The sequence below is a fragment of the Thalassoroseus sp. genome, assembly GCF_984380535.1.
In genome coordinates, this window is record NZ_CFHRBF010000023.1 from 15,924 (window position 1) to 39,948 (window position 24,025).

Below are 24,025 nucleotides of genomic sequence, written 5' to 3' on the forward strand. Positions count from 1 at the left end.
TACGGAGTTCGAGGAGACAGAACCGTGTTTCCTCCCTCGCGAGTGGTCGGCCACTCGAAATTGACTTCCAGAATTACCCAGAAAACCTACGATTGGCGACTGCAAAGCGAAGCGGCAAAACGATACAATCCAGCGTTAGGACCATCAGACGGTCATTTGTGTCTGCGGTGGAAGTGCAACCTCGTTTCAGGTCACCCTTCCACGGGACAAAACACGTTATCCGAAACCAACAATTGTTTTAGGATGCGAATGCGGCCCGCACACTTTTCGGGTGCCCAACCAAAGCGGTTGGTCGACATTTTGTGCCAAACGTCCCACGCGATTGGCGGAAATGCCAACCACCGAATTTCCGGAAGGTGCTCCGCCGTTCTGATAACCGACTGATTCGGGCCTCACCCCAACCATTGACTGAACGCGTTCAACCAGTCACCAATCTACGCTGCTCCGATTCTTATGCATGCCCCAACCGACCCGCCCAACGACGAACTCCCGCTGAATAGTCAAAGTTTGGTTTTCGTCGAACAAAAATACCAAGATTTCCTCGCCGATCCGCAATCCGTCTCGGAGTCTTGGCGAAAGTATTTTGGTTCTTGGAATTTCGCCGTGAACGGAACGGGGCCGTCGGCGTTTCCCGAATCGCCCGCGAAATTGGGACCGACGTTCTCGCCGAGGACGATCTTCAATCCTCCCGCAGCGGCAGGAGATATCAGAGAACCAGCCGGACTGCGTCCACTTGCGGCACTCGATCGGAGTTCGCCGTTGCAACTGGGCGAACGTCTGCAAGACCGCGTCAACCAGTTGGTGCGGAACTTCCGCGTACGTGGGCACATCATTGCCAAGATCGACCCGCTCGGCCGACCACTGCCAGACGTGCCGGAACTCACACCGGAATGGTTCGGCTTCCAAGAAGAAGACATGGACCGCGAGTTCTCCACGTCCGGCGTGCAAGGCCCGGAAGTGCAGACGCTTCGCGGACTGATCAATCGTCTACGCAACACTTATTGTCGTTCGATCGGCGTGCAATACATGCACATCGACGATCTCGAAGCCCGCGGTTGGCTGCAACAACGCATGGAAGCCAACGAAAACCGCATTTCGCTCAGCCGGGAAACGCAACTGCGAATCCTCACGAAGCTGACCGACGCTGTCGTTTTCGAAGAGTTCATTCAAAAGAAATTTATGGGGGCCAAGAGCTTTTCGCTCGAAGGTGCGGAAAGTTTGATTCCCCTCCTCGATTTGGCCATCGAGAAAGCCGGTGGACAGGGCATCAAGGAAATTGTTCTCGGGATGGCCCACCGTGGGCGACTGAATGTTCTTGCCAATATTATGGGTAAGAATCCTCGGAAGATCTTCCGAGAGTTCGAGGACAAAGACCCGCAGATGAATGTCGGTCGCGGGGACGTCAAATATCACCTGGGTTACAGCAACGACTGGGAAACGCAATCCGGACGGAAGGTTCACCTTTCGTTGTGTTTCAACCCGAGCCACTTGGAGTTCGTCAACCCTGTGGCGTTAGGACGGATGCGAGCCAAGCAAGACCGTGCGGAAGACACCGATCGACGTCGCGGTATGGTGCTGCTCATTCACGGTGATGCTGCATTTGCTGGTGAAGGCGTTGTCCAAGAGACATTGAACCTGTCCGAGTTGCCCGCCTATCGCGTGGGTGGAACGGTTCATATCGTCGTCAATAACCAGATCGGCTTCACTACGGGCCCGGAACAAGGTCGCTCGACTCGTTACGCAACCAGCGTGGCGAAAATGTTGTACAGCCCGATTCTGCACGTCAACGGTGAAGACCCGGAAGCGGTGGCCCAAGCCATCAGCGTGGCGATGGACTTCCGTCGCCAATTCCAACGCGATGTCGTCATTGATATGTGGTGCTTCCGGCGACTCGGTCACAACGAGGGTGACGAACCAGCGTACACACAACCGATGATGTACGAGCAAATCGCGAAACGTGGGCCGGTTCGTGAGAGTTACCGCGATCACTTGCTCAAACTCAAAGGCGTGACGCTGGAGGAAGCCGAGCAAATCGTCGAACAACGTCGCGAATTCCTGACGAAGGAATTGGAAGTCGCCCGTAGCGACGATTATGCTCATCGTCTCGATACCGGTGGTGGAGTCTGGAAAGGATACGTTGGCGACTTGGATGCCGATGTCGAAGATCCAGACACGGGAGTTCCCGCCGAGACGGTGAAAAAACTGCTGCTCAAACTGACCGAGTTTCCTGAAGGGTTCCATCCGAATTCGAAGATCGAACGGGCCTTGAAGATTCGGCGGAAAATGGCCGAGGGCAAGCAAGTCCTCGATTGGGCCGCTGGTGAAGCATTGGCATTCGCGACTCTGGCTACTGAAGGCGTTCGGATCCGCATGACCGGCCAGGACTGCGAACGCGGGACGTTCAGCCATCGTCACTCGGTATTACACGACGCCGAAAACGGCGAAACCTATATGCCGTTGGCTCACCTAGCCGACGATCAAGCCCCTGTCGAAATCGTAAACAGCCCGCTCAGCGAAGCCGGCGTTCTGGGGTATGAATACGGTTACAGCCTGGACTGCCCCGATGGTCTGGTCATCTGGGAAGCTCAATTCGGCGACTTCGTCAACGCCGGACAGGTCATCATCGATCAATTCATCGTGAGTGCCGAAGATAAATGGCGACGGCTGAGCGGTTTGGTCTTGTTGTTGCCGCATGGTTTCGAAGGGCAAGGCCCGGAACACTCGAGCGCCCGTCTGGAACGGTTCCTGACGATGTGTGCCGAGGACAACATTCAAGTTGTCGAGCCGACGACACCGGCTCAACTCTTCCACCTGCTGCGGCGACAAGTCGTGCGAAAGTGGCGAAAACCGCTGATCGTGATGACGCCGAAAAGCTTGCTACGACACAAGGAAGCCGTGTCGAAACTTGAAGAACTGACGACCGGCAAATTCCAACGCATCTTGCCCGATACGCACCAAGCCTGCGACGCCCCGGACAAAATCCAACGAATTCTGCTGTGTTCCGGGAAGTTGTATTTCGAGTTGGCCGACGTCCGCCAACAGGAAGAACGTCGTGATGTGGCGATTGTTCGGCTCGAGCAGTATTACCCCTTCCCGTCCAACGAACTCCAAGCAGCACTCGCGGATTATCCGGACGGAACACCCGTGTATTGGGTTCAAGACGAACCGGAAAACATGGGTGCTTGGCGTCATCTGCGATTTGAGCTTGGTGACACCGTGTTCGGTCGATTCCCGTTCCACGGCGTCACGCGTCCTTCGTCGGCCAGTCCGGCTACCGGGTCCAACGCCGCGCACCGTTGGGAACAAGCCAAACTGATCCGGGAGGCCTTCGGAGAGGCCAACACCCCATAATTTAACCTCTGTGGTCCGGAAAGCGTTCCGCATCGCAGCCCGTCTTTAGTCTGTATTTCCCAACCAACTTGCCGGAATAAGTAACGATGTCTGTCGAAGTCAAAGTGCCGCACGTGGGTGAATCGATCACCGAAGTCTTCATCGGTGAGTGGCTCAAATCCGAAGGGCAAGCGGTGAAGGTCGACGAAAATCTCGTCGAATTGGAAAGCGACAAAGCCACCTTCGAAGTTCCCTCACCGACCGCGGGGGTCATCGAAAGTATCCTGAAGAAGCCCGGCGATTCTGCGAATGTGGGCGACGTGATCGCCACGATCAACGAGAACGCGGAAGCCGCGAGCGATGATCAACCCAAGCCGGAAACTTCGCCTAAATCGTCGAAACCGGAGGAACCGGCCCCGTCGAGTTCCGCCCCCGCACCGCAAGACAGCGGGAACGGTGAACCCCGTGTCATGCCCGCTGCCCAGCGATTGCTCGCGGAGAATCAAGTCTCTGCCAGCAATGTGCAAGCCACCGGACCTGGCGGACGGATTCTCAAAGAAGACGTGCAGCGGTACCTCAGTGAACCGAAGCGGTCCACCGCGACCGAACCAACGCACTCGATGACCGGGCCGAGCGAATCCTACGATCCGTCGCGACAAAAAGAGGCGGTCCGGATGACGCCGATGCGTCGCAGCATTGCCGATCGGCTCGTCGAATCGCAACGCACCGCGGCTCTGCTCACGACCTTCAACGACGTCGATATGTCGAAGGTCATGAAAATGCGGAACGAGTACAAAGACGTCTTTCAAAAGAAGTACGGCATGAAACTTGGGTTCATGTCCTTCTTCGTGAAAGCCGCCGTCGACGCACTCAACGCGATTCCGCAACTCAACGCCCAAATCGAAGGCGACCAGATCATCTATCACAACTACTGTGATATCGGTGTGGCAATCGGTGGGGGCAAAGGGCTGGTCGTGCCGGTCCTCCGCAATGCCGAACGCATGAGCTTCGCTGACATCGAGCAATCGATCAACAACTTCGCCGAACGAGCCAAGTCGAACAAAATCGAACTCAAAGAACTCCAAGGCGGTACCTTCACGATCAGCAATGGCGGCGTGTACGGTTCGTTGTTGTCGACGCCGATCATCAATCCGCCGCAAAGTGGCGTGCTTGGTATGCACCGCATTGAAGAACGTCCGGTGGCAGTCGATGGCCAAGTTGTCATCCGCCCGATGATGTACCTCGCCCTCACATACGACCACCGCATCGTCGACGGTCGCGAAGCGGTCACCTTCCTCAAACGCATCAAAGACACCATCGAAGAACCCGCCCGAATGCTGCTGGAGGTATAATCCAAACCGTCGGAGTTCGAGATGCCATCACCATTTCCCGGTATGGATCCCTTCATTGAAGGGCATGAATGGTCGAATTTCCACACACTCTTGATTGTGGAAATTCACCATGCCCTTCTACGTGCATTGCGACCTCGATATGTCGTGGCGGTCGAAAAACATGTGTTTTTGGCCACCGAGTTTGGAGAACGCCAAGGACGAATCGTACCGGACGTTTCGATCGGCGACCGAGAAACCACGTCCAAAACGGCATTCACCGAGTCCGCTCATACAAACGAACCTTTGATAGTGACGCTTCCACAGCTCGAGCGAATTGAACAACCATACGTTTACATTCGAGATTCGGATTCGACGGAGATCGTGACCATCATCGAGTTGCTGTCACCGTCGAACAAAGCGATCGGCAGTGGTCGAGACTCCTACATCACAAAACGCGAACAACTGTTGAACTCCGGAACACACCTCGTGGAATTCGACCTGCTCCGTGGCGGAGAACGGTTGCCGATTGTCGAGCAGCTACCGGAAGCAGACTACTTCGCGTGTGTCAGCCGCACAGAAGAACGACCGAGAGCGCAATTGTTCCATTGGACATTACGGGACCAATTGCCTATCGTGCCAATCCCTCTAATCAACCGGGACGAATCTACGCCGCTCGATTTACAGTCCGTGTTTAATGCTACCTACGACAATGCCGGTTACGATTATATTTTGAACTACCAACAGCCAGTCCATCCGCAGTTGTCACCGAACGCTCAGCAATGGATTGGTCAAATCTTGAATTCGCAAGCACCTTCTGAACCAGACTAATCGACGAGCAGAAATTCTACGATGTCACAATATGAATTGATTGTTATCGGAGCCGGTCCGGGGGGTTATGTGGCGGCAATTCGAGCCGCGCAACTCGGGATGAATGTCGCCTGTATCGAGAAAGAACCGGCACTCGGCGGGACCTGTTTGCGGGTCGGTTGTATTCCCAGCAAGGCGTTGTTGGAATCGAGCGAAATCTACGCGGAAGCCGCGGGTGGTCTCGATGAGCATGGTATCAACTGCGGAGACGTCACGCTCGACCTTGCCAAGATGATGAAGCGAAAAAACAAGGTCGTGCAGACACTGACCGGCGGTGTCAAATCGCTGTTCAAGAAGAACAAAATTGCCCACTACCAAGGACACGCGAAGTTCACCGGACGCAATACGGTTTCCGTCGAGAGTAAGGACGGCACCGAAGAATTGCAGGGCAAGAAAATTCTAATCGCCACCGGCAGCGTGCCTTCGACATTGCCCGGAGTTGAGTTCGACGGCGACCGCATCGGCAGCAGCACCGAAGCACTTTCCTATCCGGAAGTTCCCGAGCATCTCGTCGTGATCGGTGCCGGCGTGATCGGTTTGGAACTGGGAGCCGTTTGGCGTCGGTTGGGTTCCAAGGTCACGGTCTTGGAGTATCTCGACCGCATCCTGCCGGGAATGGACAACGAACTCGCAACCGAAGCACATAAGCTCTTCATAAAACAAGGACTCGAATTCCACCTCGGGACCCGAGTCACCGGCGTGAAGTGCGAAGGCGACAAGTGCACTGTTGAAATTGACGGGGCCGACCCGATCACTTGCGATCGCGTTTTGGTCGCTGTCGGTCGCCGACCGAATACGCAGAATCTTGGCTTGGAAGATGTCGGTGTGAAACTCGACGATCGGGGCCGAATTCTGGTGGGCGAACACTTCCAAACGTCGATCGAAGGTGTCTATGCCATCGGCGATGTTATCGACGGCCCGATGCTCGCTCATAAAGCCGAAGAAGAAGGTATCGCCTGTGTCGAGTACATGGCGACCGGCTACGGCCACTTGAACTACGATACCATTCCAGGCGTTGTTTACACGCATCCTGAAATCGCTTCCGTCGGCAAAACCGAGGAACAACTCAAAGAAGCCGGAATCGAATACCGCAAAGGTTCGTTCCCGTTCATCGCGAATGGTCGGGCTCGATCGATCGACGAGACGGACGGCAAAATCAAAGTCCTCGCCGACGCCAAGACCGACCGCATCCTGGGCGTGCACATTATCGGAGCGCGAGCCGGTGATCTGATCGCCGAAGCCGCCGTCGCGATTGAATTCGGAGCCAGCGCCGAAGACCTGGCCCGCTCCTGTCACGCACACCCCACCCTCGCCGAAGCCCTCAAAGAAGCGGCGCTCGCCGTCGATGGCCGGGCGATTCACTTCTGAAAGCGATCTTAGACGATGTGTGCCACGGCTCTGTGAGCCGTGCTTCCGCTAATTTTAATCACTCAGGGTGTCACGGCTCATAGAACTGTGACACCCTGAAGTCGATTTCGGTCGGTTACAACACACGGGCCAACAGCGACGTCGTCCACACGAGCAAACCGGCGAGAATCCAGGCGAGGATGAATCCACCCAATCCAAGCACGGTGGGTTTGGGGAGTTCTATATCACCGACGTTGAGGAGTTTTTCGTTAGGGGGTAACGGGTCTGCCGGCAACTGACAGGGGCCAGGCACTTCTTCGTTCGGTTTGACCGGTGTGTGTAGCAGACGGAAGAAGTGATCGAGCTTTTCCTGCGGTGGTCGTTTGGTGACGAAACTTGTGAGTAACCCCGCCAACACGCCCGCCGAGAGATAGAACACCATTTGCCAAGCGTCCGTCATTGCGGTCGGTTGACCGACGGCGTTGAAACGGAACATCGTATCCGGCAGCCCCCAACCGTGGACGAGGTTCGGTTGGAATGCGACTAGCGCCCATGCTGATGCGGAGACCAACGTCGAAACCCACACCGCGGCTGCTGTCCAACCACGCCACATAATCCCGATCCACAGACTGATTCCGATCGCGGCGGGTGTTTTAATCACGATTTGCAATGCGTTGATGATATCTCGGAACGACGCCTGCAAAACCAACGCCGTACTCACAATGATCAAACCGGCGAACCGACCGACCCAAAGGTAATGTCTCTCAGATCGATTCTTCGCCAAATATCGACGGTAAATGTTCTCCGTGAACAAGCCACTCGAAACCACCATTTGGGCGTCACCAGAACTCATCACCGCCGCGAGCAGTGACGCAAGCAACAACCCGACCAAACCCGGTGCGATTGTTGGGAGAACTTCATAAGCAGCTCGCCCGAACAAACCGTCGGCGAACTCGGCTTCGATCTCTTGAATCTCTTTGCGTCGAGCTTCCGGTTGGTCTTTCAACTCCGGAGAAGCAGCCAACGTGAGGTCCGCATGAAGTTGGCGATCTTGTAAGATTCGGTTCTGTTCAGCTTCCGAAAGTTCCGCAAACTCTGCGGCTTCGTTGGCGGGTTTGTCGGCGTGTGGCAACGGGCTGTGAGATCCCAAATACCACACCACGCACGCCAGCCCGGTGAGTGTCCATGCAACAGTACAGATTCGTTTTAGAAAGTTGCCGAAGGTGAAGCCGAACCGGCCTTCGAACTCGGTTTTTCCCGCTCCACACACGCCCATGATATGCGGTTGCACCACGATTCCGGCAAGAGCCGTGATCGACAGCATGACGACGTAAAACAGTGTGATCGGTTCTTTCCCCAAGGTTGCAGCCACTTCCGGACTTGCAATGAGATCGAACATGCCCGGCCGAAGCTCGCCTTCCGAGTGTAGCGAACCGAACCCGCCGATCTTCTGAAAGACGAAGGGCAACAGCAGGAACGAGAACGTAATCGTCAGAATTCCTTGGATAAAGTCCGTGATGATCGCCGCCCCAAGTCCGCCCGCCATGCCGTAAAGGACAAACAGAAACGTCATGATCAAAATCGCGAACTCATAGCCCTCGACGATCCGCCAACCGGACCCGCGAACTTGCAGATACGCTTCGGCTCGCGCTTCGCCGTCATCTTCGGCGGTGTTGTCATCCGTAAGTGGAGCCGCGATGAATCGCAGCGGATAATTCACGTCGCGAGTGTCGTCGATGAGCGTCCACTGCTGGCCATCTTTGTCGACTCGCACGCGGAGGTCGTCGGAGAGTTTCTTGATGCCACCGAGTTGGCTGGTCAAACGCGACGGAACTTGCTTGGCATCGAGGTCGGTAATGAGTTCATCCGGGTCCGACATATGAAACAACACACCACGACCGAACCAACCTTTTTCGCTGTCCCACTTGATCTCGGGCACTTGCCAATCGGTCTGCTGCGAGAAGCGATCGAGTTCCCCACCAGTGAGGGCGGTGACCATCTTGCCCGCCGCATACACGTAACTGGCGATGAACACGATCGCCATGATGATGCCATAGATTGAATAGAGTAACGCCGTACTGCTGCTGAAGCGGTGTTCGAAGTAGTCGGCCGTCGTGAGTGCTCGCATACGTCGCATGACCGGAGCGACGATCCAGTAAAACGGTGTGGCCCATAACCACAGGAACTGCCACCAAATACCGGCAAGTCCCACACGCCACGTACCCGCGATCACACCGACGGCTTGGTCGCTGCTGGTGCCGGAACCGAAGGCGAAGAACATCATGAACACCGGCCCGAACCGCCGCCCGCCCATGAAGAAGTCGGCCACATCCTTGACCTTCCGCACCGACCACAAGCCGACCGCAAGAATCACCAGAAAGTAAGCGGCCAACACAATCCAATCCGCCAACTCCAACCCCAACCAAACCGGATCAGCCGCTAACATTGTTGTTACTCTTCGGTGTTTGAATTGTCGTCTCGTAGGTCAGGCTGTGCCTGACGAATTGGTTGGTGACGCGCTAGAACGTCAGGCACAGCCTGACCTACTTCGCTTCACACACCCTACAGAATTGGAAAACGCATCGGGTTTTGCTTTTGCATTGTCAGCGTAACCGTGGCGGATCGGAGTTGCAACGATTGCCCTTCACGCCGATGATTCCGCGATGGAGTTTCGAAACCAGCGAGTCACGGTGATGGGGTTGGGACGCTTTGGTGGCGGAGTAGCAGCGGTACGGTTTTTGAGTGAGCGTGGCGCGAGAGTCACTGTCACCGATTTGCGGTCGGAGGCGGAACTCACCGAATCGATCGGACAACTGGCGGATGTGCCGATCGAACGTTGGCGGTTGGGTGAGCATGACGAGCGGGATTTCACGTCGGCGGATTTCGTGGTCGTCAATCCCGCGGTGCGGCGGGATCATCCGTTGTTACTGGCTGCTGAAAACGCCGGTGCGTTGTTAACGAGTGAGATGAATCTGTTCTGGTCGCACCATCGTGGTCGTGTGATCGGTGTTACCGGCAGCAATGGGAAATCGACGACGGCGGCACTTATTCACGCAATGCTTTCCGAGACCGATCACACCGTGCGACTTGGTGGGAACATCGGTCGCAGTTTGCTTAACGAAGTCGATTCGATTGGGCCGAATGATTGGACGGTGCTCGAACTCAGCAGTTTTCAACTTGATGATTTGAACCGACTGCAAGTCTCACCAGAGATTGCGGTGGTGACGAATTTCACTCCGAATCATCTCGATTGGCATGGTACGGTCGACGATTATCGAGCCGCGAAACAAACCATTCTGCGTTGGCAATCGACCGACGATTGGGCGGTGCTGAATGATGACGATCCTGATGTAACAACATGGCCGGTGCATGGAAGACGAGTTGGGTTTTCTCCCGTAGGGTCCGCTGTGCGGACCGATACCCCTAGTTGCGATGGTCCGCACAGCGGACCCTACGATTTGCTAGAAACCCTTCGATTACCCGGTCAACACAACCACGCGAATGCGTTGGCAGCGATTGCGGCGGTACGGTGTGTCGAGGGCGTGACCGATGATGCGATCCGGCGTGGACTGAAAAACTTTCGTGGTTTGCCACATCGGTTGGAGTTCGTCGTCGAATCCGCGGGGCGTCGATTCTACAACGATTCGCTCGCGACTACGCCGGAGTCAGCGATAGCAGCCCTCAATGCATTTGATGCTCCGGTCGTGGTGATCCTCGGCGGTTCGGACAAAGGCAGTGACCTCGCCGAACTTGCGAACGTCGCGGCAAAGAACGCCAAGGCGGTTGCGTTGATCGGAAAAACAGCGTCGCAATTGAAATCACTGCTCGATCAAACAACAACAACGATTCCCGTTCGTGTGTGTTCGTCGCTGACGGATGCCGTCACATTTGCGTGTCAGGAATCCTCTGCAGGTGATGTGATTCTGCTCTCGCCGGGGTGCGCGAGTTACGACTGGTTCCGCGATTTCGCCGACCGTGGCGAACAGTTTCGCCAACTCGCCGAGCACGCCGTCTTTCCCAAATGACCGTTCCCAGCGGTTCATGTGGTGATTCCACAACGCAATGATGTTCGACGCCAACACGCGTGGTGTTTTCGCAACGCCACATTGTTCGGCAGCAGACATCTCACCTCGCTTATTGAACGTCTCGTCAATTGATTTGAACATTTTGGCAATCAAAAAAAGTACAGTTTCTCCTGGGAAAATTGTGGTTTTCGGTGTCTACCGCGAGCGGGCAGTCAATCTTTCTGACCGCAAAACGCAAGCGTGTTTCAGGGTTTTGGCACACCGCGTGCTTTAACCATATTTCGTCAGACAAGTCGGTTGCGAAAGACACCTGACACCAGACTCCACTTGAAACACAGTCTCTTTTTTCACAGCAAGATTGCGAAGGACACAACGATGACGAACACACTCAACACTCTCTGGAACGACGAAGCTGGTTTCATTGTCTCCGCCGAACTCATCCTGATCGCCACGATTTTGGTCATCGGTTTGGTCGTCGGACTGAGCGAAGTTCAACACGCGGTTGTGGGTGAACTCAACGATGTCGGCGAAGCCATCGGCAACTTGAATCAAAGCTACTGCTACACCGGCTTCACCAGCTACAAGCAAAACGGCAACTTGAAAGCTCAATTGGTTGGTTCGCAGTTCATCGATCATGCTGACGACTGCGACAACAACGAATGTGACATCAGCTGCGGCCCAGTCGCCAACGAATCTCCTAAAGGCGACAACGGCAAAACCTACTAGTCTAATTCGATGTGACCTTCCGAAGCCCACCGATTCCAATCGGTGGGCTTTTTTCGTGCGCTGGATTATAGTCGGTCTTAGTGCTCACCTTTCCGTGTGGAAGGTCGGACGCGATGCGTCCGGGAGTGGGTTCCCCGAATGCCGACATTTGATAACGCATTCACCCCTCGTAGCCGGTTTGCCCTTCTCCCAAGCATGTGGCTCGACCTCTCCTGCCGGGAGAGGTGAATTCCAGCAAATAGATACTTCGATTCCATGACACTTAGCACGCGACCACTGAGTTATTGTTCCAACGTTCATCCGGGTTTGACTGTGGCCGAAGTCGAGGCGGGGTTAGACCGCTTCACACTCCCTGTGCAAACGCAGATCGGCCGCCCGCTGGCCGCTGGGTTATGGTTGGCGGAACCGGTGATTCGCGAACTGCACACCTCTCCCGATGCGATTCCAAAGTTCGCCGACGGTCTACGCGAGCGGAAGTTGTCGTGCTATACACTCAACGCCTTCCCCTATGGCAACTTTCATAGCGAGCGGGTCAAAGAGAATGTGTATTTGCCGGACTGGTCCCAGCCGGAGCGGTTGGATTACACCGTCGGCTGCGCGAATGTGCTCTCCGCCATTCTGCCGGAGAACGCGGAAGGCAGCATCTCGACTGTGCCACTAGGTTTTAAGGAATTCGAGTACAAAGACGACTTCCCGAACCTTGCCGTTAATCAGTTGATCGAACTGGCGAAAGCGTTCAACGATCTCCATGAACAAACCGGGCGGCTCATTCGGTTGGCCATCGAGCCGGAACCGTTCTGTCTTTTGGAGACGACAGACGAAACGGTCGAGTTCTTCGAACAACTACGAACGGTCGCAGCGGATCGCAATCTGTTGGAGTTGGTCAATCGGCATCTGGGGGTGTGTTACGACGTGTGTCATCAAGCGGTTGAGTTCGAAGACATCGCAGCGTCGATCGCGAAACTTGCGGAGCATGATATCCGCATTGTGAAAGTCCATATCACCTGTGCGATTGACATCCCGAAGCCTGGCGAAAATCCGGATGCGGTTGCTGCTTTGGAGCGGTTTGTGGAGCCGCGGTATTTGCATCAAACGATGGGTCGACGTCCGAACAGTGAGATCGTGCAAGTTGTGGATTTGAACGCTGATTTCGTGCAGTCGCCGCCGAGTGAATTCGCTGACGCGGAAGCCTGGCGAGTCCATTACCATGTGCCGGTCAATGCGGAAAGTGTCGGTCCGTTGGGGACTACGCGACACGTTTTGCCGACGGCGTTGGCAGCGGTGAATCGTCTTTCCTACGCACCGGATTTGGAAGTCGAAACCTACACTTGGGACGTGTTGCCGGGTGAACAGCCCGACTTGGTTGCCGGTTTGAGTGCGGAACTCGACGCCACCGAAGGGCTACTCGCCGAGATTCGATAGCCGTCACCATAAGTAAAAACACCCCCGACGTGATCGTCGAGGGTGTTGTCAAAGACTTGATTGGGTGGCGTCTATCTTCACGAGCCATAGCTCGTAGGGCCGTGTCTCTGTTCATCCCAGTTCTGGTCTAGTTCCGTTCGGGAATCTCTTCGATGTTTTCCACGACTCGAGCGGGGGCGGACCGCCAACCGTCGGGAGTGGCAATTTGCGGTTGATTTTCGCCGCGACGGAAATCGGGAACGGACTTTGTAAGAATCGGCGTTTCCCGAATTTGGCTATCATCTTCCAAACCGACGGCGTCAGCCCATGCTGATGACAGGTTGTTCTTCGGAGCGGCGACCGGTTGGGTTTGGCTGATGGTCGCTGGCGAAAGTTCGTCGAACGGGTTGCTGTCGTCGATTGCCACTGGTTCAGGAATCGCAACGGGCACTTCGATCGATTGGCCACCGGGGATGATGACCGGCCGGAACGGAGAAGTGTTTGAAGCGGTTCGGGCAGGAACCTGTAGTCTCATTGTGGTGGGTTGCGGCGGAACTGGGGGGATTGCGGGGTTCATCGGGAACGGCGGCGCGTCTGCACCGTCGTAATTCTCGGTCGCCTCGGGCTTTTTGGGAACTGCCACTGCCGGTGTCTTCGGCTTTGCTTGTTTGTTGGGTTGTTCAATGACAGGCTGGAACGGTTCCGCAACCGGGGTTGGTTTCGATTGATGGGGATCCGTCTTCGGCACAATCATCGGAATCACTTCGGTGTGCGACTTCGGCTGAACTTGGGGTCGCACGTAATTCGTAACAGGAACGCACGTCGCTGCACACGAGGTTTTCGAGGTACAGCCCACCTTCGCCGGAACGCAAGCGGTCGTCGTGCAGGTCACTTTGGGTCCACAGGCGGCTTTCTTCTGACAGACGACGTTCGATTTCGAGCCACAACCTCCCCATTTTTCCACGGGAGCGCAGCTAGTCGATTTCTCGACTTTGGGTTTTGACGTGCACGTCGTTGTGCAAGACGATTTGGCAGGTTTGCTGAATGAGCACAAACTCAACTTCTGTCCCGTTTTACATCCGCTGAGCATGACGAGAACCAGCAATGGCAGCCACGCCGGTCTCGCTTTCAAACGAGGAAAAACCATCCGTGATATTCCTTGATTCCGGCGAATCACGTCTGAAGCCTGGGACCGAAGCCACTCCGTTGGTCCATCTCAGACGCTCAATCGTCACAGGTTGAAAATGCGTTTCCGGAATCAGGATCGGAACAATCGGTCCGCGTGAACCATTCGATTCGGTACGAACGGCCCAACGCACGACATTCAGACGACGATTGTGCGTCCGTTGACTATTGTGCCAATCACAACGATCAGGCAAACCTTGCGGATTACAGAGAAAATAACGCGAACCCGTCCAGTGTGGTTTCCATCCTGCGGGATGATTACACTGAGCACAAACAACCGGCAGATCACATTTAACTGTTGCTCGGACAAGTCCCAGCAACTTGCCAACACATCGACAAATCCAGGGTTGGGTCGCGACCCAGCCGACGCAGAAAACGTTTGCAAGCACCAAGTAGGCTCTCGAAATGACCAATCCCACCACCACCGACCAGCAACTCAACAAGTACAGCCGAAACATCACGCAGCCGCCCTCCCAAGGGGCTTCGCAAGCGATGCTCTATGGCACGGGTATGACCGAAGAGGACATGAACAAGCCCCAGGTCGGCATCGGCAGCGTGTGGTACGAAGGCAACACCTGCAACATGCACCTGCTCGATCTCGCAATGGCCGTGAAAGAAGGCATGCGGGACCAAGACCTAGTCGGCATGCGGTTCAATACCGTGGGAGTGTCGGACGGCATCTCGATGGGCACCGACGGCATGAGTTACTCGCTGCAGTCGCGGGACCTCATTGCCGACTCCATCGAAACCATTATGGGAGCCCAATGGTACGATGCCCTCATCACCCTACCCGGTTGCGACAAAAACATGCCCGGCTGTGTGATGGCCATGGGTCGTCTGAATCGTCCCGCGTTGATGATCTACGGCGGCACGATCAAAGCCGGTTGTACGGCAAAGTACGACAAACTCGATATCGTTTCCGCGTTTCAGTCCTATGGGCAATACCTCGCGAAGACAATCAGCGACGAAGAACGCAAGGAAATCGTCAAGAATTCTTGTCCCGGAGCCGGCGCATGTGGCGGGATGTACACCGCCAATACGATGGCGTCCGCGATTGAAACCCTCGGCCTGAGTTTGCCTTACAGTTCCTCGATTCCCGCCGAAGACCCCGCCAAAATCGATGAATGTCGTCGTTCCGCCGCTGCGATCCGGCATCTGCTCGAACAAGACATCAAACCGCGAGACATTATGACTCGCACCGCCTTCGAAAACGCGATGGTCATCATCATGGCGCTGGGCGGGTCCACGAATGCGGTATTGCACCTGATCGCAATGGCTCGCTCCGTTGATGTCCCATTGACGATTGATGACTTCCAGGCTGTGAGCGATCGCGTCCCGTATTTGGCCGACCTGAAACCGAGTGGCAAATACGTGATGGAAGACCTCCACGCAATCGGAGGCACACCGGCGGTACTGAAGTATTTGCTCGAACAAGGTTTGATCGACGGCGATTGCCTAACCGTCACCGGAAAAACGCTCGCCGAGAACTTGGCTGATGTGCCGAGCTTACAAGACGGCCAAGATATCGTGCACGATGTCGACCGACCGATCAAGAAAACCGGTCACCTGCGGATTCTCCGTGGCAACCTGGCTCCTGAAGGTGCGGTTGCAAAAATCACCGGCAAGGAAGGTCTGCAATTCAGCGGACCGGCCCGCGTGTACGATTCCGAAGAAGACATGCTCGCCGGCTTGGCCAACAATGAAATTCAAAAGGGCGACGTCGTTATCATTCGGTACGAAGGACCAAAAGGCGGCCCCGGGATGCCGGAGATGCTCACACCAACCTCGGCCATCGTCGGTGCTGGTTTGGGCAACGATGTCGCGTTGCTGACCGACGGCCGATTCAGCGGCGGCAGTCACGGGTTTATCGTCGGCCACATTACACCGGAAGCCCAGGAAGGCGGACCGCTTGCCTTGGTGGAAAATGGCGACACCGTCACCATCGACGCCGAGACCAACCAAATCACCGTCGATCTTAGTGACGCCGAACTCCAAACCCGCAAAGACAACTGGCAAGCCCCGCCCTACAAATTCACCCGCGGCACACTCTACAAGTACATCAAAAACGTCAAAAGCGCCAGCGAAGGCTGCGTGACCGACGAATAACGCTCAGTCAGAATTCAGTGCCATGCTCATAGTGGTGTGTGAGCATGGCACTTGGCGAATCGTTTTCAGAATCATTCGCCAGAAACACGTGTTACACGCTTACTGGTATCTCATGGATCCGTGGCAACTGATTAAGGAAGGCCGTTTTGCTGACGCCGTCGACGCGTACACACAACAACTGACTGAGACGCGAACCGCCTTTTCATTTCGGAATCGAGCCATCGCCCATCTGAACCTGGGTCAGCTGGATCTTGCGCTGGCAGATTTTGAATCGGCAGAAGAAATTGACAAGTCCCAAACCGACGCAAACCTTAAAAGTCTCGGAGTCGTCCATTGGCTCTCTGGCCATGAAACAGATGCGGTGAAGTGCTGGAAGAAAGCCGTCGATATGCTGGAACGCAAGGAGATTCAGTACACAGATGGGGCGGGCGGTGTGCAGTCGGCATCTCTATTGTGGTTTGCTGGCAAAAGACTGAGGAATGTGTCACTCCAGAAGTCCGCAAATCATCTATTGAAGAAGCTCCTGAAGAGCCGCCGGAGTCGGAATTGGCCAGGCCCAATCGGACGGCTGTTATTACAACAGATCGATGCCGATTCTCTTCGCAGCCTGGCTTCGACTGCACCAGTGTTACGAGAGCGGGAACTCTGCCAAGTCGAATTCTACATTTCTATGCAGTTGCTGGAACACGATACGCAGCAACACTTCTTGGACAGTTTGCAGCGTGCCACTGCCCATTCTGCAGCGCTTATTGAGTGTGAGTTCTACCTAGCCCAAGATGAGTTGCGACGTGCTCTTCTTCGAGAAACCCCGTAAAAACCGGCTGAATTTGAGTCACGTAGTCACGTAGGCTGGGTCATGACCCAGCTTTCTCTGCTCAGTTCTCGTGAATGCTGGGACTCGTCCCAGCCTAAGATGTTAAGGTTTCCCACTTCCTCATCACCAATCTCAATGACATTTCCCTCTAAATCATATGTGATGGATGATGGATATAGTTCATCAAAGATGCTTGGCTCGTCTGCCTTTGTTTTCCAGTTGTCGCCCCGAGTTTCCCACATTGCAACTAACCCCAAAAGTTCTTCTGGAGTTGTAGCGGCAGGGCGGCACTGTCGAATTGAGATCTAAGGGTGCCACTGGCTTTGCCAGTGCTTTGAGACGATGGGAATTGTCTGGTCATCAATCGAGAGTCGGCGATGCCCCATCGAAAGACAATCCGACATATCCACGAACCCGGGCATTGGCATGAATTTACGTTTTCCACCTTTCGGCGAAAGCCGCTGCTGACGAACGACGATTGGCGGCAGAAGCTGGCTCGGAACTTGGATGCGGCCAATGAACAGTTCCGGTTTGAACTCGTCGCATTCGTGTTCATGCCCGAACACGTTCATCTCTTGACCGTTCCACTTGATGACAGACCAGAATTCGGAAAGTATCTCGCCCGGATCAAGCAGCCATTTTCAAAGTCGATCAAGGACATCTTAATTCAGAGTGGCTCGGAACTGCTCGAGCAATTGACCGTTCGAGAACGACCCGGAAAAACCTGCTTTCGATTCTGGCAAGAGGGGGCCGGCTACGACCGCAATCTGTTCTCACAAGAGGCGATTCGACATGCGATCGACTACATTCACGAGAATCCCCCACGTCGAGGATTGTGCCGACGGGCTATCGCATGGAAATGGTCGTCGGCTCGTTATTATCTGGGTGAACCCTCCAAACAACAAGCCCCCGATCTTCCGTTGATCCACGGCCCTCCACCCAGCTTCCTCGACTGACCCCCCAACGGCACTGGCAAAGCCAGTGGCACCCCAACAAACAACTGTCGCCAGTGCCACCCAGCCCGAGAAGAATCTTTGCCATTTCGAAGTTTATTCGCTTCTCATCGTAGTAGACAGTTTAGGGTACAGCATATTCTACCTTCTGTGTCCTGAGAGAGGGAAGTTATGCTCCCAGTTCATAACACCTTCATTAGAGAAAATGGTGGAGATGAAGCATCACTCTAGGGGCCGAAGGTACTGTTCGTACTGTCCGTGTTCGTCGCCCAGCCAACCTTCCGATGTCCAAGTTGTTGGGGCAGACTTTGAGGCAACGAAACGCATGAATTCGCCAGTACGGGCACCGCTACGACAAAGACGACTTCCTTGGCTGAAAAGGAGGACATCGGCAATTATGGGGCAATCTGCATTAGTAAAAATTCCGATGAACGACATGACCTGAATGGCCGCTTTTCCCATTGTCGGCTCAAGCTCGTAGGCAATACATCTTGCAAATCCAACGGATGAGTTTTCCTGAACATCAAAGCCCAGTTTGAGACCAATCGTTGATCCTAGACTTTCAACAACCGTCTCGAATAGCACCTCAAGGTCGCCCTCGGACAGCGGCTCAACTTCTAGTTTTTGTATCAAATAGCTTGCTGTCATGGATAAGTGGGGTTAATACACGCTTTCTGTGCTTCCGTGTGACCGTCAACGATTTGAGCACTGTGGACACTCTATTCCCAGCTGGAAATCACCATCTGACTGACCCAACCTCAAACAGGAGCAGCAACCGAATCCACGTCAGAAACGCAACCGTCAAGGCGAGTACTCAGACAAAAATGTTGAAGTCGATTCGTCACCGCCAGAATCAGAAACGGCAGAATTGGAAATCAACGCAATTTGACCAAGCACATGATCAATTTCTGTTTGATTCCAACCAAATTGTTCAGCCGAAACATACAAGTCTGAGAGCAAGAAATTCCAACAACCGCCACTTCCGGAGCCGGAATCGTCCAGTGAGATCAATCCCACCAACTTCGTTAACAACACACGATCCCCATTGCGACGAGCAAGCCAATAGAATTCCTCCCCGAATTCAAAGAGGCTTGCGTGGACTAGTGGAAATTTGCGAATCGAGTCACGCAACAGACTCCTCGTAGTGGGATTAGAAATCAGGTAAGTGTCCAGCATTTGCAACACCAACTCCCGAACACGCTCGCGAACTTGGCCAAATTCCGTTTGCGAGCGCAAAGTCACGTAGGCTGGGCCATGACCCAGATTTCTTTGCTCAATTCAGTGAACGCTAGGACTTGCCCTAGAGCAGTCTACTTTTGATCGTGACGGTTTCTGTCTCGTGGAGACCGAAATACAAAGGCTTTTCAGCGTCTTTCACGGACACAGAAGACCGTAATACGGTCTAGTGAAGTAGATAGTCTATGCCTGATGAACGAGACTCGACAAGTCCATCGAAAACGCTAGCGAAGGCTGCGTGACCGGTGAGTCATTTTTGAATCGGCGTGGCAATCAGCCCGTAAGAAAAACGGCCCGAAAGAAAAGTAAAAGGCCCATCGGTTGGAACCGGTGGGCCTTTCTTTTGATCATGCTGTCTATGGAGGTGGTGGAGGTGGTGGGGGTGCCGTCTCGGAACTGCCGCCGTCGGTACTCATTCCGCCATCGGCGTTGGTCGCGGGTGGTGTCGTGGTGGACTCTTTGTCATCGTCCCCACCGCCGCAGCCCAACGATCCGAGCAGCGGCAAAGCCACTACGAATCCCAGCAACAATCTTCGCATCTCAAGGTCTCCCGCTGACTAGACCGTTTGACAGTCTTCGATGTCCATTCAGGACAGAACGAAGCCTACGAATTCCGAACTCTACGAGACAGACACCCCGACAATTCAAAGTCGCTTGCTTTAGTAATCGCTAACAACGCGACCATCACTCATACCACTGAGATAGACGAACGTACTGAAGTCAATGTTTTCGCTGATGCCCTTCACCGAACCGTCAGCCATCGCGAAATGGACAATGCCCGGGTGCATACTACCGAATGAGTGCCATCGTGGACCGCCATCGAGTCCCCATGCAGTCACCATGTTCGAGCCACCAATCCAACTATCGGAATATTGGTGCTGAGTGCCCGAAAAGTGTCCAGCGATTTCCCCGAAGGCAAACGTGCTGCTCGTGCCGTCCGTGATGTCCCGGAAGCGGGTCTTGGATCGATTGAAGAAAATCCCTTTGTACCGTTCATACGTGGAACCCGGCAGATTGCCCATATAACCGGCGACGCTGGCGTAGTTCGTCATGCCGGGAACATCGAAACCGGCACCGGTAAACGTCGATTGGCTGAATGTCCGTAGTGAAATCGTTGCTGAGTTCGACCCGGTGCTGTAATACAGCTTTCGCGATGCAAACGTCTGAGGTCCATCAGGGTTAGCCGAGGGGCATTTAAACCCGGGAACCTGCGTTCCGGCTGCATCAATGGTGGTCGCGTAGGAAAACCAAGTGGGTTCTCCGTACACATCGACCTTCAACTGATCTTTGACGAAGAGTTCGTAGGCATTGTTTTGCTCCATCTGCGGGAGCAGAAACGCCAAGGTCGCGATGTAAGGTTGAGCTCCACCACTGTCGATGGTATCGGTCGGATTCTGGGGCCCTAAGAACCCCGGCGGAAATCGGTTGTAATCATCGTGAAAGTTGTGAGCCGCAAGAGCAATTTGCTTCATGTTGTTCCGGCATTGCGTCCGGCGGGCGGCTTCCCGAGCCTGTTGCACGGCTGGCAACAAGAGTGCGATAAGAATCGCGATAATCGCAATGACGACGAGCAGTTCAATCAGGGTGAACCCATGTCTCCTGAGTACAACTACTAATTTTTGTCGACGGGCTGGAGTGTTTGTGAATACATCGCCAAGAACTTGGCCATCGAACGAGAAGTGTGCCATCAACTTCGCCCCTTCAGGGTTATAAAAGAATAAACGACCTCATCAATCCATGGATTTTGAATGATTTATGACGTCACAATGATTCGAAGAAACTGGACACTCCAAAGAGCAACCCGCGTGCCGTCCGGGGCATCATAGGCAGAAGTCAATTTGTTTTTCAAACATTTTAAAAGTTTTTCGTGAATTTTTCGGACAAAACATACATAGAAGTACTCTATTCCCCAGGCAATTTGCGGATCAAAAGAATTCTGATCGTCTACCAATTTTGATAACCGTCGAACACGACATGCGTATTTACACCGCACGACCTACTCTTTTTTGGGCAGTGAAGGCCAACAAACGGCGTCAAAGGACGTCTTTGGAAGCCAGTCTGCGTGCTCTCGCCTGAGCACGACGTCCGACATGCCAAAAAGGCACGAATCAAGACCTAAGGCAAGTGCAGTCGGTCAGACTGAGACAGATTGACGAGACGTACCTGCCCCAGTTGATTTGACCTTGGCCCCTGCATCAGTCAGACACGACCGTTCTTCGACGACTTTCTGTCGTCATGTACAGTGCGGAGCCATAACGGTATGTTAGCAAGCGAGTCATGACGCTATTTCGCAGAGGGGGCCAATCGTGAAACTTGGGTTGCTGACCGACATTCACGAAGAGGTCGAGCTGTTGCAAACAGCGCTTGATCGTCTTCGTGCTGAACAGGTCGATCAAATTATTTTCATCGGTGACATCTTCGAAACAGGAACACAGATCCGAGAATCCTGCCGGTTGCTGGCCGATGCCGGGGTGATCGGTGTTTGGGGCAACCACGATTTCGGCTTATGTTTTGAACCGTCGGATGATCGATGGGATAAGTACGGCGACGATGTGATGGAGTTTATGACATCGCTGCGACCGCGGTTAGAGTACGAGGGTTGTTACTTCGCTCATATCGAGCCTTGGCTGAACCCCGAAGAGCTGTCGGATCTTTGGTACTTCGATGGTGTGCCGGACCGACAGGACAAGCGTGATCGAATCTTCAATGCGGTGCCGAACGACGTGATGTTCGCCGGTCATTTTCATCGATGGCTGTTGGCAACACCGAATCAGATCACGGATTGGAACGGCGAGACCCCAATCACCCTGCATGGCGAGCGATACTTCGTCGTCATCGGCGCTTTGTGCGAAGGACGGTTTGCCATCTTCAACACCGAATCCGCCGAGCTAACCCCGTTCAATCTGCCAATCTAAATAACTCACAGAGTCGGTCAGGCTGTGCCTGACAAACAAAACGGGGGCACCCGGCGTCACGGGAGAACTCAGTGCCAGAGATCAACTTTTTTGCAGCAATCGTGGCGGCAGCTTCAAGCTTCCTACTTGGAGGCATTTGGTACTCGAAACTGTTGTTCGAGAAGACTTGGATTCGTGAAAGTGGCGTCCCAAAGCAGCCTGGCCATCCTGTTAAGGTCTTTGGCCTGAGCTTCATCTTCAGTCTGATCGCTGCCATAGGCTTCGCGGTCTACCTCGGCCCATCGCCTGACTTGGCCGAAGCAGTAAGGTCCGGCTTTTTGGTCGGCTTATGCTTTGTGGCTACAAGCTTCGGGATCAACTATCAATTTGCTCAGAGAAGTTTCGTTCTTCTTGCTATCGATGGTGGGTATCACATCAGTCAGTTCGTCATTTTCGGCATAGTGCTCGGCCTATGGCACTGAACCTACAAGACGTATTAGCCGTTCTGATACCGAAGCAATCAGTTGAGTGCTGACACAACCCGTTTCGCTCCCGACACATCGCCACGCCCATCCCTCCGCTTCGCGACACTCTAGGCGTGCCACCCGACCCCTACAAGTAGGCTGGGTCGTGCCCCAGCTTGGTCTGCTCAAATCAAGTGAACGCTGAGACTTGTCCTAGCCTACGATACTCACTTTACTCTCCCACAGAAACACTCTCTGTCATGACACAAATGTTTGCTCGGCGTCATTTCGATTGATCCGCCATCGATTGACCAATTGGGGGAAGGTGATTGCACTTGGAGTCGTTTCGTAGGATCTGTCGAACTGAAACCCTAGTTTGGGTAGAATCTCATTCGGACCTGGATTCATTGCAAATGGCTCGCAATAGAGTCGTTGAAGTTCGAGTCGCTCAAAGAACGTCATGATCGAAATTGGCAGGAGCTTGGTGGCACAACCACATTGTCGGTGTTCCGCAGACCAAATATGAAGGTGCATGAATGCCTCATTGCCGAAGTCAATTTTGTTCACATTGCAATGACCAATTGGTTCATCGTTCGCAAGCCAAACCAAGTAGAAAAACTCCCGATCCGAAAGTGGTTTGGAATCGTCTGCTTCAAGGCTCTGAAACCAATCCGGCTCAGATGGCAGCTTCTCGCGATCGACACCCATTCCTTCGAGAAACTCCGGGGCTCCTGATAGAAAGTATCGAATCATTCGTTTCGTTTCATGCAAAGACATTTCACGGAGACTGTAGATCATCGAGCAAAGCCTCTATCGAGAAACGCATCATTGGATATCATTAGGCACAGCCTGACCTACGATTGGTACACGCTTTTCCGCCCGAGCATCACATCCACACCGGGTCGGGTGGCACGCTCAGACCAACGGGATGGGCGTGGTGTGGCCTCGTGATTCACGACATCTTTGCAACTCCTGTCCATCGAGGTCTTGCAGGCAAAGCTGTTGATCGGAAGTGGTCTAGCGAACGCTAGTAAAGTAGGTCAGGATGTGCCTGACACAACCCGTTTCGCTCCCGACACATCGCCACGCCCATCCCTCCGCTTCGCTACACTCTGGGCGTGCCACCCGACCCCGCGGCACACGCTACAAGTACATCAAAAACGCCAGTGAAGGTTGCATGACTGATGAGTGATACTGAGCGAGGTTCCTAAAGAGCCTACAGTTTTGGGATGCAGTAGTCAAAAGTTTAACGCTACTCGTCATAGTGTAATGCGTAAGCAGACCAGCCTGCCGTCTCTATATCGGCAAGGCTTGCCGGTTGGCTTTCGTAATCAACCCCAAGTGTA

General features: G+C 54.1%; 18 protein-coding genes. 12 read left to right on the forward strand and 6 right to left on the reverse strand.

Going from position 1 to position 24,025, the window contains the following annotated elements; all coding sequences use genetic code 11:
- Nucleotides 1-453 precede the first annotated feature (453 nt).
- The 4 genes from AC5DDB_RS26310 to lpdA all read left to right on the forward strand — a co-directional run bounded on the left by AC5DDB_RS26310 (nt 454) and on the right by lpdA (nt 6,896).
- Nucleotides 454-3,351: a 2-oxoglutarate dehydrogenase E1 component gene (locus AC5DDB_RS26310; RefSeq protein ID WP_491742743.1), complete on the forward strand. Its 2,898-nt coding sequence runs from the start codon at nt 454-456 to the stop codon at nt 3,349-3,351.
- 86 nt (nt 3,352-3,437) lie between these two features.
- Nucleotides 3,438-4,682: a 2-oxoglutarate dehydrogenase complex dihydrolipoyllysine-residue succinyltransferase gene (gene odhB / locus AC5DDB_RS26315; protein WP_491742744.1), complete on the forward strand. Its 1,245-nt coding sequence runs from the start codon at nt 3,438-3,440 to the stop codon at nt 4,680-4,682.
- 21 nt (nt 4,683-4,703) lie between these two features.
- On the forward strand, nt 4,704-5,489 hold the full coding sequence (locus tag AC5DDB_RS26320; RefSeq protein WP_491742745.1) for a DUF4058 family protein: 786 nt from the start codon (nt 4,704-4,706) through the stop codon (nt 5,487-5,489).
- Nucleotides 5,490-5,510: 21 nt separating this feature from the next.
- Nucleotides 5,511-6,896 carry a dihydrolipoyl dehydrogenase gene (gene lpdA / locus AC5DDB_RS26325; RefSeq protein ID WP_491742746.1) on the forward strand — a complete coding sequence of 462 codons (1,386 nt, stop codon included), beginning with the start codon at nt 5,511-5,513 and terminating at the stop codon, nt 6,894-6,896.
- A gap of 115 nt (nt 6,897-7,011) precedes the next feature.
- On the opposite strand, the gene AC5DDB_RS26330 is transcribed toward lpdA, so the two are convergent.
- On the reverse strand, nt 7,012-9,321 hold the full coding sequence (locus AC5DDB_RS26330) for a sodium:solute symporter family protein (RefSeq protein WP_491742747.1): 2,310 nt from the start codon (nt 9,319-9,321) through the stop codon (nt 7,012-7,014).
- A gap of 217 nt (nt 9,322-9,538) precedes the next feature.
- Here AC5DDB_RS26330 and murD point away from each other — a divergent pair, with 217 nt between their 5' ends.
- The 3 genes from murD to eboE all read left to right on the forward strand — a co-directional run bounded on the left by murD (nt 9,539) and on the right by eboE (nt 13,048).
- Nucleotides 9,539-10,900, forward strand: coding sequence for a UDP-N-acetylmuramoyl-L-alanine--D-glutamate ligase (gene murD, locus AC5DDB_RS26335; protein WP_491742748.1), 1,362 nt, complete (start codon nt 9,539-9,541; stop codon nt 10,898-10,900).
- 375 nt (nt 10,901-11,275) lie between these two features.
- Nucleotides 11,276-11,626, forward strand: a complete 351-nt coding sequence (locus tag AC5DDB_RS26340) for a hypothetical protein (RefSeq protein ID WP_491742749.1) — start codon at nt 11,276-11,278, stop codon at nt 11,624-11,626.
- A 255-nt stretch (nt 11,627-11,881) separates the two neighbouring features.
- Nucleotides 11,882-13,048: a metabolite traffic protein EboE gene (gene eboE, locus AC5DDB_RS26345; protein ID WP_491742750.1), complete on the forward strand. Its 1,167-nt coding sequence runs from the start codon at nt 11,882-11,884 to the stop codon at nt 13,046-13,048.
- Between the two features lie 127 nt (nt 13,049-13,175).
- On the opposite strand, the gene AC5DDB_RS26350 is transcribed toward eboE, so the two are convergent.
- The gene (locus tag AC5DDB_RS26350; RefSeq protein ID WP_491742751.1) at nt 13,176-14,174 is read right to left on the reverse strand and encodes a hypothetical protein; all 999 of its coding nucleotides are present in this window, start codon (nt 14,172-14,174) and stop codon (nt 13,176-13,178) included.
- A 443-nt stretch (nt 14,175-14,617) separates the two neighbouring features.
- On the opposite strand from AC5DDB_RS26350, the gene ilvD reads away from it, so the two are divergent.
- From ilvD to AC5DDB_RS26365, 3 genes are all read left to right on the forward strand, one after another.
- Nucleotides 14,618-16,318 carry a dihydroxy-acid dehydratase gene (gene ilvD, locus AC5DDB_RS26355; RefSeq protein WP_491742752.1) on the forward strand — a complete coding sequence of 567 codons (1,701 nt, stop codon included), beginning with the start codon at nt 14,618-14,620 and terminating at the stop codon, nt 16,316-16,318.
- A 22-nt stretch (nt 16,319-16,340) separates the two neighbouring features.
- Nucleotides 16,341-17,132: a hypothetical protein gene (locus AC5DDB_RS26360; RefSeq protein ID WP_491742753.1), complete on the forward strand. Its 792-nt coding sequence runs from the start codon at nt 16,341-16,343 to the stop codon at nt 17,130-17,132.
- Between the two features lie 377 nt (nt 17,133-17,509).
- Nucleotides 17,510-18,088: an REP-associated tyrosine transposase gene (locus AC5DDB_RS26365; RefSeq protein ID WP_491742754.1), complete on the forward strand. Its 579-nt coding sequence runs from the start codon at nt 17,510-17,512 to the stop codon at nt 18,086-18,088.
- Nucleotides 18,089-18,307: 219 nt separating this feature from the next.
- Here the strand turns inward: AC5DDB_RS26365 and AC5DDB_RS26370 are convergent, their stop codons facing one another.
- The 3 genes from AC5DDB_RS26370 to AC5DDB_RS26380 form a co-directional block, all read right to left on the reverse strand.
- A complete protein-coding gene (locus tag AC5DDB_RS26370; protein ID WP_491742755.1) occupies nt 18,308-18,733 on the reverse strand; it encodes a hypothetical protein in 426 nt (141 codons plus the stop codon).
- A 944-nt stretch (nt 18,734-19,677) separates the two neighbouring features.
- Nucleotides 19,678-19,860: a hypothetical protein gene (locus tag AC5DDB_RS26375; RefSeq protein ID WP_491742756.1), complete on the reverse strand. Its 183-nt coding sequence runs from the start codon at nt 19,858-19,860 to the stop codon at nt 19,678-19,680.
- Nucleotides 19,861-19,980: 120 nt separating this feature from the next.
- Nucleotides 19,981-21,009 (reverse strand): DUF1559 domain-containing protein, encoded by a 1,029-nt coding sequence (locus tag AC5DDB_RS26380; protein WP_491742757.1) that lies wholly within the window; start codon nt 21,007-21,009, stop codon nt 19,981-19,983.
- 618 nt (nt 21,010-21,627) lie between these two features.
- On the opposite strand from AC5DDB_RS26380, the gene AC5DDB_RS26385 reads away from it, so the two are divergent.
- A complete protein-coding gene (locus AC5DDB_RS26385; RefSeq protein WP_491742758.1) occupies nt 21,628-22,236 on the forward strand; it encodes a metallophosphoesterase family protein in 609 nt (202 codons plus the stop codon).
- Between the two features lie 71 nt (nt 22,237-22,307).
- Nucleotides 22,308-22,697 (forward strand): DUF1761 domain-containing protein, encoded by a 390-nt coding sequence (locus AC5DDB_RS26390; RefSeq protein WP_491742759.1) that lies wholly within the window; start codon nt 22,308-22,310, stop codon nt 22,695-22,697.
- Between the two features lie 240 nt (nt 22,698-22,937).
- Here AC5DDB_RS26390 and AC5DDB_RS26395 read toward each other — a convergent pair whose 3' ends face one another.
- Nucleotides 22,938-23,432 (reverse strand): GNAT family N-acetyltransferase, encoded by a 495-nt coding sequence (locus AC5DDB_RS26395; protein WP_491742760.1) that lies wholly within the window; start codon nt 23,430-23,432, stop codon nt 22,938-22,940.
- Nucleotides 23,433-24,025 lie beyond the last annotated feature (593 nt).

Coding starts and splice junctions, on each gene's coding strand:
- AC5DDB_RS26370 (WP_491742755.1), bottom strand. CDS start 18,733: ATGACAGCAAGCTATTTGATACAAAAACTAGAAGTTGAGCCGCTGTCC.
- eboE (WP_491742750.1), top strand. CDS start 11,882: ATGACACTTAGCACGCGACCACTGAGTTATTGTTCCAACGTTCATCCG.
- AC5DDB_RS26380 (WP_491742757.1), bottom strand. CDS start 21,009: ATGGCACACTTCTCGTTCGATGGCCAAGTTCTTGGCGATGTATTCACA.
- AC5DDB_RS26330 (WP_491742747.1), bottom strand. CDS start 9,321: ATGTTAGCGGCTGATCCGGTTTGGTTGGGGTTGGAGTTGGCGGATTGG.
- AC5DDB_RS26395 (WP_491742760.1), bottom strand. CDS start 23,432: ATGATTCGATACTTTCTATCAGGAGCCCCGGAGTTTCTCGAAGGAATG.
- AC5DDB_RS26360 (WP_491742753.1), top strand. CDS start 16,341: ATGCTCATAGTGGTGTGTGAGCATGGCACTTGGCGAATCGTTTTCAGA.
- AC5DDB_RS26350 (WP_491742751.1), bottom strand. CDS start 14,174: ATGGTTTTTCCTCGTTTGAAAGCGAGACCGGCGTGGCTGCCATTGCTG.
- AC5DDB_RS26340 (WP_491742749.1), top strand. CDS start 11,276: ATGACGAACACACTCAACACTCTCTGGAACGACGAAGCTGGTTTCATT.
- lpdA (WP_491742746.1), top strand. CDS start 5,511: ATGTCACAATATGAATTGATTGTTATCGGAGCCGGTCCGGGGGGTTAT.
- AC5DDB_RS26320 (WP_491742745.1), top strand. CDS start 4,704: ATGCCATCACCATTTCCCGGTATGGATCCCTTCATTGAAGGGCATGAA.
- AC5DDB_RS26310 (WP_491742743.1), top strand. CDS start 454: ATGCATGCCCCAACCGACCCGCCCAACGACGAACTCCCGCTGAATAGT.
- murD (WP_491742748.1), top strand. CDS start 9,539: ATGGAGTTTCGAAACCAGCGAGTCACGGTGATGGGGTTGGGACGCTTT.
- odhB (WP_491742744.1), top strand. CDS start 3,438: ATGTCTGTCGAAGTCAAAGTGCCGCACGTGGGTGAATCGATCACCGAA.
- ilvD (WP_491742752.1), top strand. CDS start 14,618: ATGACCAATCCCACCACCACCGACCAGCAACTCAACAAGTACAGCCGA.
- AC5DDB_RS26375 (WP_491742756.1), bottom strand. CDS start 19,860: ATGCGAAGATTGTTGCTGGGATTCGTAGTGGCTTTGCCGCTGCTCGGA.
- AC5DDB_RS26365 (WP_491742754.1), top strand. CDS start 17,510: ATGCCCCATCGAAAGACAATCCGACATATCCACGAACCCGGGCATTGG.